Source organism: Oculatella sp. FACHB-28 (assembly GCF_014696015.1).
Classification (GTDB): Bacteria; Cyanobacteriota; Cyanobacteriia; order Elainellales; family Elainellaceae; genus JAAUTN01.
The window spans coordinates 119,031-133,142 of the sequence record NZ_JACJPJ010000088.1; the positions used below are offsets into that span (position 1 = coordinate 119,031).

5 protein-coding genes are annotated in these 14,112 nt (G+C 49.5%); all 5 read left to right on the top strand.

Annotated elements, in window-relative coordinates:
- The first annotated feature begins 301 nt into the window (after nucleotides 1-301).
- The 5 genes from H6F88_RS22450 to H6F88_RS22470 all read left to right on the top strand — a co-directional run bounded on the left by H6F88_RS22450 (nucleotide 302) and on the right by H6F88_RS22470 (nucleotide 13,722).
- Nucleotides 302-3,664 carry a non-ribosomal peptide synthetase gene (locus tag H6F88_RS22450; protein ID WP_190644949.1) on the top strand — a complete coding sequence of 1,121 codons (3,363 nt, stop codon included), beginning with the start codon at nucleotides 302-304 and terminating at the stop codon, nucleotides 3,662-3,664.
- Nucleotides 3,661-9,531 carry a non-ribosomal peptide synthetase gene (locus H6F88_RS22455; protein WP_190644950.1) on the top strand — a complete coding sequence of 1,957 codons (5,871 nt, stop codon included), beginning with the start codon at nucleotides 3,661-3,663 and terminating at the stop codon, nucleotides 9,529-9,531. Before H6F88_RS22450 ends, H6F88_RS22455 begins: the two co-directional genes overlap by 4 nt.
- Nucleotides 9,528-10,652 (top strand): THUMP domain-containing protein, encoded by a 1,125-nt coding sequence (locus H6F88_RS22460; protein WP_190644951.1) that lies wholly within the window; start codon nucleotides 9,528-9,530, stop codon nucleotides 10,650-10,652. Before H6F88_RS22455 ends, H6F88_RS22460 begins: the two co-directional genes overlap by 4 nt.
- Nucleotides 10,653-10,815: 163 nt before the next feature.
- Nucleotides 10,816-12,444 carry an NAD(P)/FAD-dependent oxidoreductase gene (locus H6F88_RS22465; protein ID WP_190644967.1) on the top strand — a complete coding sequence of 543 codons (1,629 nt, stop codon included), beginning with the start codon at nucleotides 10,816-10,818 and terminating at the stop codon, nucleotides 12,442-12,444.
- A gap of 168 nt (nucleotides 12,445-12,612) precedes the next feature.
- On the top strand, nucleotides 12,613-13,722 hold the full coding sequence (locus tag H6F88_RS22470) for an alpha/beta hydrolase (RefSeq protein ID WP_190644968.1): 1,110 nt from the start codon (nucleotides 12,613-12,615) through the stop codon (nucleotides 13,720-13,722).
- Nucleotides 13,723-14,112 lie beyond the last annotated feature (390 nt).

Below are 14,112 nucleotides of genomic sequence, written 5' to 3' on the forward strand. Positions count from 1 at the left end.
CCTACTTCAGTGCCGTTCAATTCAAGACGACCGATTTATGAGAAACATGGTTTTTCAATTTGTGCTTCTCATAAACCCTTTGAAAGTGTTGTGTAGCTGTAACTAGGCTGGTTTAAGAAAAAGGGACAGGGCTAAACCCTGCCCCTTCCTTTCAAGAGGTTAGTGCCGTGGAAGTAAAGATACTCAGGAAAACGCAACAAAAAAACATACACACACTGCTGAAAATCTATCCTAGAGCATAATTTTTGAGTCGCCTTTTTCCCTAAAACGGAATAATGAGGCCAAACAGATGCAGGTGTGAATGATCTTAGACCAAACCAATCAGCAGCAGGTTGAGGAAGATATCTTTGTCTTTCCAGCGTCCTTTGCTCAGCAACGCTTGTGGTTTATTGAACAACTGCTTCCTGGCGACTCTCTATATGTTATTCCAATCGTTCTGCGGCTCACAGGTGTGTTGCAGCGATCGCTCCTCCAGCGCAGCATTCAAGCCATCATTCAACGCCATGAAAGCCTCAGAACTACATTTGAGGTTGTCGAAGGGCAACTGGTTCAAGTCGTTGTTTCGCAGGGCTCTGAAGGGGCGCTCGCATCTGAACTACAGATGCCCCTTCGGTTAACTGATCTGCGAACATTACCCGCAAATAGCCGTGAAGATGCGGCAATGGCTCAGATTTGGGAGGAAATTCAACAGCCGTTTCACTTACATCGGGGTCCACTGTTTCGGGCTCATCTGTGGCAATTGCAGGAAACTGAGCATCTGTTGCTGTTGGCATTACATCACATTGTTTTTGATGAGTGGTCAAGTGGCGTTTTGATTCGAGAATTGGGCGAACTGTACACGGCTTTTGTAGAAGACAAACCGCCTGTGCTGCCCGAACTAACCATTCAATATGCAGACTTTTCTCACTGGCAGCGGCAGTGGTTGCAGGGAGATGTGATCAACGCTCAGTTGCATTACTGGAAGCAGCAATTGAAGGATGTTCCAATTCTCAGCTTGCCGGGTGCAGTGTCTCGTTCAGCAGTGCAGTCTCTAGGGCAAAGACATCAAGGTGCCAGTCAATTGATGGAATTGCCACAGTGGTTGTTGGATGCCCTGGAGGAATTAAGCCAGCAGTTTGGTGTAACCCTATTCATGACCCTGTTAGCAGCATTTCAGACCTTGCTGCATCGTTACAGCGGGCAAACTGACATTGCGGTTGGATCTCCTATTGCTAATCGGCATCGGAGTGAACTAGAAGGCTTGATTGGGTTTCTAGTCAACAGTTTAGTGTTGCGAACCGATTTAGCAGGCAATCCGACCTTTCACGAAATGTTGGAGCGAGTGCGAGATGTTACTTTAGCCGCGTATGCTCATCAGGATTTACCGTTTGAAAAGTTAGTTGAGGAGCTACAGCCCATCCGCAGTCTGGGTCAAAATCCGCTGTTTCAAGTAGTCTTTGCGCTGCAAAACACACCGATGGAGCAACTGGCGTTACCCGGATTAGTCCTTAGTCCAGTGGAGTTAGAAACCAAGACCGCACGTTTTGACCTGGAGCTATATGTCTGGAAGTGCGGAGATAACTTCAGAAGCCTTTGGGGCAAGGGTTGGCAGCAGTCGGACGGGTTGCGTGGGGTAATCGTTTACAACACTGATTTATTTGATTCAGCTACGATCGCATCTCTACGTCATCACTTCCAAACTTTATTAGAAGGAATTGTTGCAAATCCAGAAACTCCTCTCTCTGCACTACCCTTATTAACAAACACAGAACAGCAGGAGTTGCTGCAACGCTGGCATAGCAATCAGTCTAGTTATCCAGCCAATATTTGTATTCATGAATTATTTGAAGCGCAGGTGAGACAAAGACCGACTGCGATCGCTCTCCAATTCGGCAAACAACAGTTCACCTACCAGGCATTAAACCAGGGCAGTAATCAACTGGCGCGATATTTGCAGCGGCTAGGGGTGAGTGCCGGAACATGTGTCGGAATTTGCCTGGAAAGCAGTGTGGAAGCGATCGCCTCCATGTTAGCCATATTAAAAGTGGGGGGAGCCTATGTTCCCTTTGACCCTAGTTACCCAGTGGAACGTCTGCACTTCATGCTGGAGGATGCTGGAATTACCGTGATTCTGACGCAAGCAGATTGGGCAGATTCATTGCAAGCAGATAACGTAACGGTTGTTTGTTTGGAGCAGGAATGGAATGCGATCGCCCAAGAGTCTGATGAAAACTTGTCTACTCCTTGCACCTCTGACCAGCTTGCCTACGTGATCTACACCTCTGGTTCAACTGGAACCCCTAAAGGAGTTATGGTGCCACACCAAGCCGTAAATCGGTTGGTGTGTGAGACAAACTACGTACAAATTGAACCGAGCGATCGCATTGCCCAGGTCGCAAACCTTGCCTTTGATGCAGCCACTTTTGAAGTCTGGGGCGCACTTCTGAATGGGGCTCAAATCATTGGAATAGAGCGAGAAATCACGCTTTCACCCGTTGATTTTGTGAGTGAGCTACAGCAGCAAAACGTGAGTACTTTGTTTCTCACCACCGCACTGCTAAATCAAACGGTGAGTCAAATTCCGACTGCCTTTCAATCACTCAAATACCTGCTGTTTGGCGGTGAAATGGCGAATGTTGATCGGGTGCGATCGCTACTGGAACACGGCAAACCTCAGCATTTGATTCATGTCTATGGCCCCACCGAAAACACAACCTTTTCTACCGGGTATGAGGTGCAGGATATTCCAGAAAATGCCACCACGATTCCTATTGGTCAGGCGATCGCTAATACTCAGGTATATTTATTGGATGCTTACTTGAAGCCCGTTCCCGCAGGGGTTTCTGGCGAGATTTATCTAGGTGGAGATGGATTGGCAAAGGGATATTTGAATCGTCCAGAGCTGACAGCAGAGCGGTTTGTTGCTAGTCCATTTGGCAGACGTGGAGAAGAAACTCCTAACTCCCAACCCCCCGCCCCTAATCCTCGACTCTACAAAACTGGCGATCGCGCCCTTTATCGTTCTGATGGCAATCTTGAGTTTTTAGGAAGAACCGACCATCAGATCAAGATTCGTGGGTTCCGGGTGGAGTTGGGGGAAATTGAAATGGCGATCGCTCGCCATCTAACCGTGCAAACGGCAGTGGTAATCGTGCGTGAGCGAAACGGGGATCCACAAAACCGTCAGTTGATTGCCTATGTGGTACCTAAAGCAACAATACTAACTGAACGAGAGTTGCGCTCGTTTCTCAAGCAAAAGTTACCGAGCTATATGATCCCTGCTGCATTTGTGGTGATGGATACGCTTCCACTCACTGCCAATGGCAAAGTTGATCAGAAAGCATTGCCTTCACCAGAACTGACCGTGACCAGGGAACCTCCCGTTTCCCCTACTACTTCCCTAGAAGCAGCTCTAGTAGAACTCTGGACTCAGCTTCTAGGGCGGAAAGTCGGCATTCACGACCATTTCTTTGAACTGGGGGGACACTCCCTGTTAGCGACTCAGCTTGTTTCCCGAATTCGCGATCGCTTTCAAGTAGAATTGCCGCTCCGCAACATCTTTGAAACACCCACAATCGCCGAATTAGCACAACAGATTGAGTCACTGAGCCAGGAAGCAACACTACCTAATTTGCATTACGGTCAACCATCAGATTCGCAACGACGTGAGGAAGTAGAGTTATGACCCGGAGTACAATTGCTGAGTTTGTTTCTCATCTCAAGAGCCTGGATATACAGCTATTGATTGAGGGCAAACAAAACACTTCCTTAGATGAAACTCGTTTGCGTTGCAATGCCCCAGCCGGAACCCTAACCCCTGAATTGCGCCAAGAATTAGCTAATCGCAAAGCCGAACTGGTTTCCTATCTACAAGAAAAGGCAGAGGATAAAGAGAAGGCACAAGCTAAAAAAAACTCATTTCCCTCTATTACTCCTACACCCTACACCCCTACACCCCTACACCCCACCCTCTTATCCTTTGCCCAACAACGTCTATGGTTTTTGTATCAACTCACTCCCAATAGCCCCTTTTACAATGTGCCTGCTGCCATTCGTTTAATTGGGAAACTGGATCAGACGGCGTTGGAGCGATCGTTTCACGAAATTGTGCGTCGCCATGCAGCCCTTCGCACCACTTTTACAACAGTGAACGGACAACCCGCTCAAGTGGTTGAACCAGATGTCAAAGTTGAGTTATCGGTCGTGAATTTGCACACGGTCGCTAGTAGTGAGCGAGAACGCATCAGCCAGCAGTTGGCTACAACTGAAGCCCAACGTCCATTTAACCTGGCGACCGATCCGCTACTGCGAATCACGCTGTTGAAATTTGACCCCACTGAGGCAGTTTTGTTGCTGACGATGCATCACATTGTTGCTGATGGCTGGTCGCTGGGAGTTTTGATTCGAGAATTAGGCTATTTCTACACTGCATTTGTAGAGGGGCGATCGCCCCTTTTACCTCCCTTACCGATTCAATACCCTGATTTTGCTGACTGGCAGCGTCAATGGTTACAGGGAGAAGTGTTAGAAAAACAACTCACCTATTGGCGCAAGCAATTACACGATTTGCCAGCATTAGAATTACCTCAAGATCGTCCCCGTCCTGCCGTTCAGACCTACCAGGGCGCAACCTATCCACTACACATTTCTCCGGCTCTCACTCAAGCACTAGAAGCTTTGAGTCAGCAATCCGGCGTTTCTTTGTTTATGACTCTGCTAGCGGCGTTTCAAACGTTGCTCTATCGCTATACAGGGCAAGAAGATATTGCGGTTGGTTCTCCCATTGCTAACCGTCACCGTAGTGAGTTAGAGGGGTTGATTGGCTTCTTTGTAAATAGCCTGGTGTTGCGATCGGATCTGTCAGATCGTCCTACTTTTCGTGAATTGCTGGAGCGGGTGCGAACCGTTGCCCTGGAAGCCTACGAGCATCAGGACTTACCGTTTGAGAAGTTAGTAGAAGAGTTAGATCCCGATCGCGATCTCAGCCGCAATCCTTTGTTTCAAATTGCCTTTGCGCTGCAAAATGCCCCGATGCAGCCGTTAGAATTGCCGGAATTGAAGTTAGAACCTGCCCCTTTAGAGTCAAGCAGCACCCGATTTGATCTGGAGGTTCATTTATGGGAACCTGCCCACGGATTGCGGAGCGTCTGGAAATCTCAGGAGGGCTTGAGCGGCTTTATTGTTTACAGTACCGACTTGTTTGAACGTGACAGAATCGAGCGCTTGGTCGGGCATTTTCAAACCTTACTGGAAGGCATTGTTGCTAATCCTGATGCTCGGCTGTCAGATCTGCCTTTGCTTACACCCACAGAACGTCAACAGATTGTAGTTGAATGGAATCGATCCCCTCTAGTCCCCCTTGAGAGGGGGGAAACCGGAAGCAGAGAATCCTCCCTTCTCAAGGAAATCGGAGGCTCGGAAGTCCTCCTTTCTAAGGGGAGTTTAGGGGGATCAATACAGGAATCCTGCTTCCATCATCTCTTTGAAGCTCAGGTTCAATCTACTCCAGAATCGATCGCCCTCATCTCAGAACAAGAATCACTCACTTATGCAGAACTTAACCAGAAAGCCGACCAACTGGCGCAAACTTTGAAGAATTTGGGAGTTAAACCTGACTCTTTAGTTGGGCTGTGTGTCGATCGCTCTGCCGATATGGTGATTGGGATTCTAGGGATTCTCAAGGCGGGGGGAGCTTATGTGCCGCTTGACCCGAATTATCCAAGCGATCGCCTCCACTTCATGTTGACCGACACACAAGTTTCAATTGTGTTGACGCAATCCTGGTTAGTGGAAAAGCTACCCGCATCGCAGGTGCAGATACTTTACCTGGATCAGCTTGATGTTTCCACTTGTGATAGTTTTCTTAACCCTGTCACTCCCGATCATCTTGCCTATGTGATCTACACTTCTGGCTCCACAGGTAAACCAAAAGGAGTTTTGCTTTCCCATCGCGGTTTGTGTAACGTTGTTGAGGCACAGCGGCAACTGTTTCAGCCCTTTCACAATAGTCGTGTCCTGCAATTTAGCTCTCTAAGTTTCGACGCTTCAGTTTTTGAAATTGCTTTGGCGATCGCCTCAGGTGGCACGTTATATATTCCCCCTAAGTCTGCTCAACTGCCAGGAACAGCGCTGGTGCAGTTTCTCCAAGACAATGCAATCACCCATGCTCTCCTCACTCCGGCAGTGTTGGCAGTTTTCCCCTTTGCAGAACTTCCTGACCTTCAGGTACTTATTACGGGTGGGGAAGCCTGCTCCAGTCAAGTAGTCGATCGCTGGGCAGCAAATCATCGCTTCTTCAACGCCTATGGACCGACTGAAACTACCATCTGGGCAACCGTTGCTCAACTTTATCCTGGCGATTATCCACTCACGATTGGTCGTCCCATTTCCAATACCCAAGTATATATTCTAGATGCGGACTTAAATCCTGTTCCTGTAGGTATTCCGGGTGAGTTATACATTGGTGGAATGGGGTTGGCACGAGGTTATCTGAATCGTCCAGAATTGACTGCTGAGAGGTTTGTTGCTAATCCCTTCTTGAAGTGTTGGGAAAAAACTTCTAACCCCCAATCCCTAATCCCTAATTCCCAACTCTACAGGACAGGCGATCGCACCCTCTATCGTCCTGATGGAACCATTGAATTCCTGGGTCGAATCGATAACCAAATCAAAATTCGAGGATTTCGGGTAGAGTTGGGTGAAATCGAAGCAACCTTACAACGCCATCCAGCAATTCAAGATGCGGTGGTGTCTGCCTCTAGTAATTCATCCAATCAGCGCCTAGTTACCTACTTCAGCCTCGATCGCCACCACCTTCAAAAGTCCCTCCAACAATCCCTCCAAACTCAACACCTCCAACACTGGCAAACCCTCTACAACCAAACCTACCAACCCCCAACCTCTAATTCCCAACCTCTAATCCCCAATCCCCAATTCAACATTACTGGTTGGAACAGCAGCTACACCGGAGAACCTATTCCTCCAGAGCAAATGCAAGAGTGGGTGGGCGATCGCGTCCAGCAAATTCTCGCCTTGAAACCAAAGCGAGTACTAGAAATCGGCTGCGGCACTGGGTTATTGCTTTTTCAAATTGCGCCTCATTGTCAGCAGTATGTGGGAACAGATTTCTCAACTGTTTCCCTGGAATCAATTCAGCATCAGCTAGAAACTCTTGATTTGCCTCAAGTTGAGCTGCTGCACCGCACGGCAACTGACTTTGAGGAGATTGATATAGCATCCTTTGATGTAGTGATTTTGAATTCGATTGTGCAGTATTTTCCCAGTGTGAACTATCTGATGCAAGTGTTGGAGGGAGCACTTCAGAGGGTCGCAATCGGAGGTGTTTTGTTTGTCGGCGATGTGCGAAGTTTGCCGTTATTGAGGGCATTTCATACTTGGGTGAAGTTTAGTCAGTCAGATGAGGGAGTGGAGCGATCGCGACTTCAACAACAGGTGGAGCGATCGCACTTTGAGGAACCTGAACTAGCAATTGATCCAGCCCTCTTTTACGCTTTACAGGATAAATTTCCTCAAGTACAGCAGGTGCAGATTCGGCTCTCACGAGGTTATAGCCAGAATGAGATGACGCAGTTTCGCTATAACGTTTTGCTGTATGTAGAGCAGTCTCAGGGCGATCGCCAATTGCCAAGCTCTGCGGCTTCTCAAAGAAGTCGCACTGAACACCTACACGATTGGAAGCTTAACCCAATCACGGTTGAAGCAGTTCAAAAGCGTCTGACCGAGAGTGAACCAGAGATACTTCTAATCACCAACGTGACTAATAGTCGGGTGAATGCAGCGGTCAAAACGGTGGACTGGCTCTGCGATCAAACCTCTCCAAAAACAGTGGGACGAATGCGGGAGATATTGCAAGATTCTACGGAACTGGCGATCGCTCCTCAAGACTGGTGGAATCTAGAAACTGTTTTGCCCTACACCGTAGAGATTACCTGGTCAAAGCAAACCCACAGCGGAGATTATGATGTGCTGTTGGTTCGGCATGGCGTTGATGCAACGGTTGATTCTAATTGTCAACCATTCAACCAATCCTGGAATAACTACACCAACGATCCGCTTCAGTCGTCTTTTGCCCGCCAACTCATTCCAGAACTGCGTCAATTTTTGAGACAAACTCTGCCAGATTACATGGTGCCCTCGGTCTTTGTGCCGTTAGAAACACTGCCTTTGACGGCTAGTGGCAAAGTTGACCGACGTGCCCTTCCAGTTTTGAATGAAGATTTCACTCACTCAGCAAGCCCAGCAAATTCACCATCCACACCTACGGAAATAACTCTGATTGAGATTTGGAAGGAACTGTTGCAGCTCAAGCAGGTGGGTACTCATGATAACTTCTTTGAGTTGGGCGGACATTCCCTCTTAGCCACGCAAATGACTTCCCGTGTCCGAGATGCTTTTGGACTGGAACTACCTTTGAAACACGTGTTTGAAGCTCCTACGATCGCCCAATTAGCTTCTGTCCTTGAAACACGCAACACTCCCTCCACTCCCCATGCTCCTCCCTTAGTGAGGCTGGATCGGTCTGCTTATCGCCGCAAGCGATCGCCATCACTCAACGGCATTTCTCAACCTTCTCAAGACTTGCCTAAAAGCGCTCCTCCTGACAGCAGTCCGGTTGCAGTTGCTAATCCTGTTCCACCATCCCGATCGCCTCTGGTTCCCTTAACCCTAGGGGGAAATAAGCAACCTTTCTTCTGTGTGCATCCGATGTTTGGAGTGGTGTTTCCCTATCTGGAATTGGCGCATCAGTTAGAGAGTATTGCGGAGCAGTTTCCTGAATGGGGCGATCGCAGTTTTTATGGTCTTCAACCGTTGGGGCTGGATGGCAAATCTGCTCCGCTAAACCGGATTGAAGCGATCGCTACTTCCTACATTCAGGCAATTCAGGCGTTGCAACCGCAGGGCCCTTACTTCTTGGGTGGCTGGTCATTTGGGGGATTGGTTGCCTTTGAGATGGCACAACAATTAACTCAGGCAGGTCAAGAGGTTGGACTTCTGGCAATTCTAGATACTCCTGCCCCTTCTAATCAGCTTTCTCTGGGCCAAAGTCTCAAGTTCCTATTAGGAACTGCCCTCTGGTCTACACTGCCCTTTTTGCTGGACTATGGTTCTCTTGCAGCAAATCGGTTGCAATCGTGGCATCCCTGGTTTGCTCGCTGGCAGGGGACTGATGCCTCTAGCACTGCGTTTCGGGCGATCGCTCGTCTCCTGCCAGAAGAGTCCCGTTTGCAGCTATTGAATGAGTCTGCAATTCAATCGCTGCTGCCGATCGTTTATGCCAACAGTCAGGCAGCCTATCGATATGTGCCAAAACCTTACCCTAATCGGATTACGCTGTTTAGAGCGGTTGAACAACCGGATGCCATTAGGGATGAGCCATCTTTGGGTTGGAATGCATTGACGAGCGACATTCAACTGCACCAGGTACCAGGCAATCATTTATCATTGCTGAAACAGCCCCATGTGCAAACCCTGGCTCAACAACTGGGGCAATGTTTGTCATGTGCCACACAGTTCAGCGGTGAGTCAGGATGAATCAGTATTTTGCAACAGTGGCAAACGGTCTAGAGCCGCTCGTTGTTAAAGAATTAGAGCAGTTAGGGGCACATTCCGTTAAACCAGGATTTCGTGGAGCTGCTTTTGAGGGCGATCGCACCCTCCTCTACCGCGTCAACCTGTGGGCGAGACTGCCATTCCGCATTCTGATGAAGCTACACCAGTTTCCTTGCCAGAGTGCAGACGACCTGTATCGAGGCATCCAAAGCATTGATTGGTCAGCCTATCTCACGCCTGATTTAACACTGGCCGTAGACGCAACGGGTAAAACGGAGCAGCTTAACCACACTCACTTTACGGCACTTCAAGTTAAGAATGCGATCGTTAACCAGCAGCAAGAAGTGTTTGGCGATCGCTCCGATGTCGAACTGCAAGAACCCGATGTGCGAATCAATGTGCATCTGGATCGCGATGGCTGCACAGTCAGTCTAGACAGTTCGGGAAACAGCCTGCATCGTCGGGGCTATCGTCCTGCGGTTGGAGCTGCCCCCTTAAAGGAATCATTAGCAGCAGCGTTAATTCAGCTTTCGGGCTGGCAATCGGAGCAAATGTTTTATGACCCGCTCTGTGGCTCTGGAACCTTACCTCTGGAAGCCTGTCTCAAGTCATTAAACATTGCGCCAGGGCTGTTTCGAGAGCGGTTTGGGTTTGAAACCTGGCTTGACTGTGACCGCGACCTGTTAGACCACCTAATTCAAGAGGCAAAATCTAGCCAAAAAGAGGCACTTCCCGCACCAATTTGGGGCAGCGATCGCGATCCACAGGTGATTGAGCAGGCGATCGCCAATGCCCAAAACTGCGGCGTATCTGACCAAATTTGGTTTTCTGAAATGGAGCTTATTGATGTAGTCGCTCCGACCGATAGCGGCGTGGTGTTCTGCAATCCGCCCTATGGAGAAAGGCTGGGACGCGACAGCGACCTGGGAGCCTTCTACAAACAGCTAGGCGACGTTTTGAAACAGCGCTTCAAAGGCTGGACTGCTTTTATCTTGAGTGGCAACAAAGAACTTGCTCAGGCGATCGGGCTAAAGTCAAGTCAGCGAATCCCTGTGTACAATGGAACGTTGCCCTGCCAGTTGATGAAATATGAGCTTTACTAAAGATCTAGACTAGACATTATACGGACTCCGTTTCGGAAAGAAGCACTATTTGGTGTACGGGCGAAGCATTCGGCAAAAAAATTGTGCTTCAGTGACAGAGATTGTGACCGAATGCTTCGCCCCTACCGCTACCGCTACTCCTAGCAACCCTCGCCATCCATTCATGCTCCGACTCACCGAAGTAAAACTGCCGCTCGACCACCCCGAAGAGGCAATTCAGACTGCGATTCTGAAAAAACTACAAATCACGCCCGCCGAGCTAATCCGCTATTCCATCTTCAAGCGCAGCTATGACGCTCGTAAAAAAGGGAATGTTGTTTTTGTTTACATTTTGGACGTAGAAACCACTCAAGAAAAGCGGCTACTTCAGCGGTTCAAAAAAGACCCGCACGTCATGCCCACGCCCGATACGCGCTATCGCTATGTGGCAAAGGCGGATGAGGGGGCGATCGCATCTACCTATCGTCCCATCGTAATCGGGGCAGGACCCTGTGGTATCTTTGCGGGGCTGCTGCTGGCGCAAATGGGGCTGCGACCGCTGATTTTAGAACGAGGCAAGCCTGTTCACGATCGCTCTGTGGATACCTTTGGCTTTTGGAGCAAGCGAAAGTTTAACCCAGAATCTAACGCACAATTTGGGGAAGGTGGAGCAGGCACCTTTTCTGACGGCAAACTCTACAGCCGTGTCAAAGATGCCAATCATCACGGGCGAAAAGTGCTTGAAGAACTGGTGAATGCCGGGGCCGCACCCGAAATTCTCTACGTCAACAAGCCCCACATTGGCACCTACCGACTCGTCAAAATTGTCGAGAACATGCGCCGCACAATCGAATCCCTCGGTGGTGAAATTCGCTTTCAAAACCGAGTAGAAAAGATTGACATTGAGCAAAAAGGTGAGAGGCAGGTACGCGGCGTAGTCCTGGCAAATGGGGAGTACATCCGCACCGAACACGTCGTCTTGGCAGTGGGGCACAGCGCCCGTGACACCTTTGAGATGTTGCATCAGCAGGGCGTTTATATTGAACCCAAGCCTTTCTCAGTTGGGTTTCGGGTTGAGCATCCTCAGTCCATCATCGACCAGTGCCGACTGGGATCGCAGGCAGGTCATCCGATGTTAGGAGCAGCCGACTATCAGTTAGTGCATCACTGTTCAAATGGGCGATCGGTCTATAGCTTCTGTATGTGTCCGGGGGGGCAAGTCGTAGCGGCAACCTCAGAAGTGGGGCGAGTCGTCACAAACGGCATGAGCCAGTACGAGCGCAGCGGCAAAAACGCAAACAGCGGCATTGTGGTCGGCATTACCCCAGATGATTATCCAGGCAGCCCCTTAGCCGGAATGGAGTTTCAGCGTCGCCTGGAAGAGCGGGCATTTGAACTGGGCGGCTGCACCTATGAGGCTCCGGGACAACTAATAGGTGACTTTTTGGCTCAGCAGCCTTCTACCACTCTCGGCAGCGTAAAGCCTTCCTATCGACCAGGCGTGCATCTGTGCGACCTTAGCCCTAGCTTGCCAGATTATGCGATCGCCGCCATCCGCGAAGCCATCCCTGCGTTTGACAAGCAAATCAAGGGATTCGCTATGCACGATGCTGTTTTAACCGGGGTTGAAACCCGCACCTCTTCGCCCATTCGGATCAAACGCAAAGATGATTATCAGAGCCTTAACACAGTGGGATTATATCCGGCTGGAGAAGGAGCCGGATATGCCGGAGGCATTCTTTCAGCTGGGATTGACGGCATCAAGGTCGCCGAAGCTGTCGCCCTCAGCCTGCTGCATCAAAAAGTAAGTTGAGTGCGGAAGTTACGCTCAAATACGGTTGGATTGCTGTCAAAACTGCTGGTGGACATAAACAACCTTGGAGCGATCGCAGGTTCTAACTTCAGACGGTTACATAAGCGTTGCCTTTCCACATAATCTCGGCTTGTATCATCGCCCTAGAAGAGTGATTACGCCATGCTCATGCCCCTCGATTTTCTCTTGCGCTGGTTGTCCAGTTTACTGACGATCGCGTTTCTGGGTAGTGCAGGATATATTCTGTATCAGTGGTACGAGGGAGAACTGGTGAGCGATCGCTGGCTCATCCTGGGCGTGGTCATGTTGCTCTGGTCATTTCTGGGGTTCTTACCCATTCTGCTGCTGCGCCGCGCCGGTCGAGATGAACCCAAACCCATTCGTAGCAATCGAACGCAGCAGCTTGCCCGTCCCGATGGCAGCGAAATTCACGTTGAGTTTTACGGTCCTGACCAGGCTCCCACCCTGATTTTGACGCATGGTTGGGGACCCGACAGTCTGGTTTGGTATTACGCCAAGAAGCAACTGACCGACCAGTTTCGTGTCATCGTGTGGGATCTGCCAGGTCTGGGCAAATCCAAAAAGCCCAAAAACCGCGACTATTCCCTGGAAAAATATGCCCGCGACCTGGAAGCTGTTCTCAACTTGGCAGGAGATCAACCAGTCGTCTTGTTGGGGCACAGCATGGGAGGTATGATCCTGCTGACGTTCTGCCGCTTGTTTCCACAGCATTTGAGACGACGAGTGGCTGGCTTAATTGTTGTAGATGCCACCTATACCAATCCCCTGAGAACAACCATCCTCAGCAAACTGTTGTTAGCCTTGCAGAAGCCTTTGCTAGAACCGTTGTTGTATCTGGCGATCGCCCTTTCCCCCTTACTCTGGGTCACCAGTTGGCTAAGTTATTTGAATGGATTTACATTATTGACTACTGAGATTTCTGGATTTACAGGCAGAGAAACGCGAGGGCAACTTAACTTCTCCACCCTAATCGGACTGAAAGCAGCTCCTGGCATATTGGCACGAGGAACGCTGGCAATGCTGAGATTTCATGAGGCGGAAACATTACCTCAAATCTCTGCTCCAACCCTGGTAGTGGTGGGCGAATCTGACATTGCTACCCGACCCTTTGCCAACCAGCGCATCAGCCAGGATGTGCCGCAAGCCAAACTCGCTGTCTTGTCTCCTGGTGGGCACATGGGTCTAATGGAGCGCAATCAGCAGTTTGCAGAAGTAGTTCGGTCATTTAGTGCGACTTGTTTGGAATTAAGACGGTGAGTTCCAGTAGAGAACCATTTTCGCAAGATCAGACAAGCCAAACATCGGGGTGCCCTTCTATTTGCCCTGCGAGGAGTAGGGTTTGCGGCTTGGGACTTGGCGCAACCAGAACAACCTAAAAAGGTTTGAAAAGTTAAGTTGGGCAGTACTCAGAGCTACATGACCTGAGCTATAGGAAGGATCAAGATATTGCGTGGGAGGTTGTTTTTCTACACACTAGACTTCCTGCACGAATATAAAGTGAGTGTGACAGTTGAGGATCGCAGCGAAGCAAGATAGCTTCTGAATAGAAGCTAATGTCAGAAGCAGATATGCGATATAACGAGTTGGAGCATCTATCGAAGCGCCACTTTAAGCGCTTGTGTGGGGTCAACCGTGAAACGTTTAGCG

Coding starts and splice junctions, on each gene's coding strand:
- H6F88_RS22465 (WP_190644967.1), top strand. CDS start 10,816: ATGCTCCGACTCACCGAAGTAAAACTGCCGCTCGACCACCCCGAAGAG.
- H6F88_RS22450 (WP_190644949.1), top strand. CDS start 302: ATGATCTTAGACCAAACCAATCAGCAGCAGGTTGAGGAAGATATCTTT.
- H6F88_RS22470 (WP_190644968.1), top strand. CDS start 12,613: ATGCCCCTCGATTTTCTCTTGCGCTGGTTGTCCAGTTTACTGACGATC.
- H6F88_RS22455 (WP_190644950.1), top strand. CDS start 3,661: ATGACCCGGAGTACAATTGCTGAGTTTGTTTCTCATCTCAAGAGCCTG.
- H6F88_RS22460 (WP_190644951.1), top strand. CDS start 9,528: ATGAATCAGTATTTTGCAACAGTGGCAAACGGTCTAGAGCCGCTCGTT.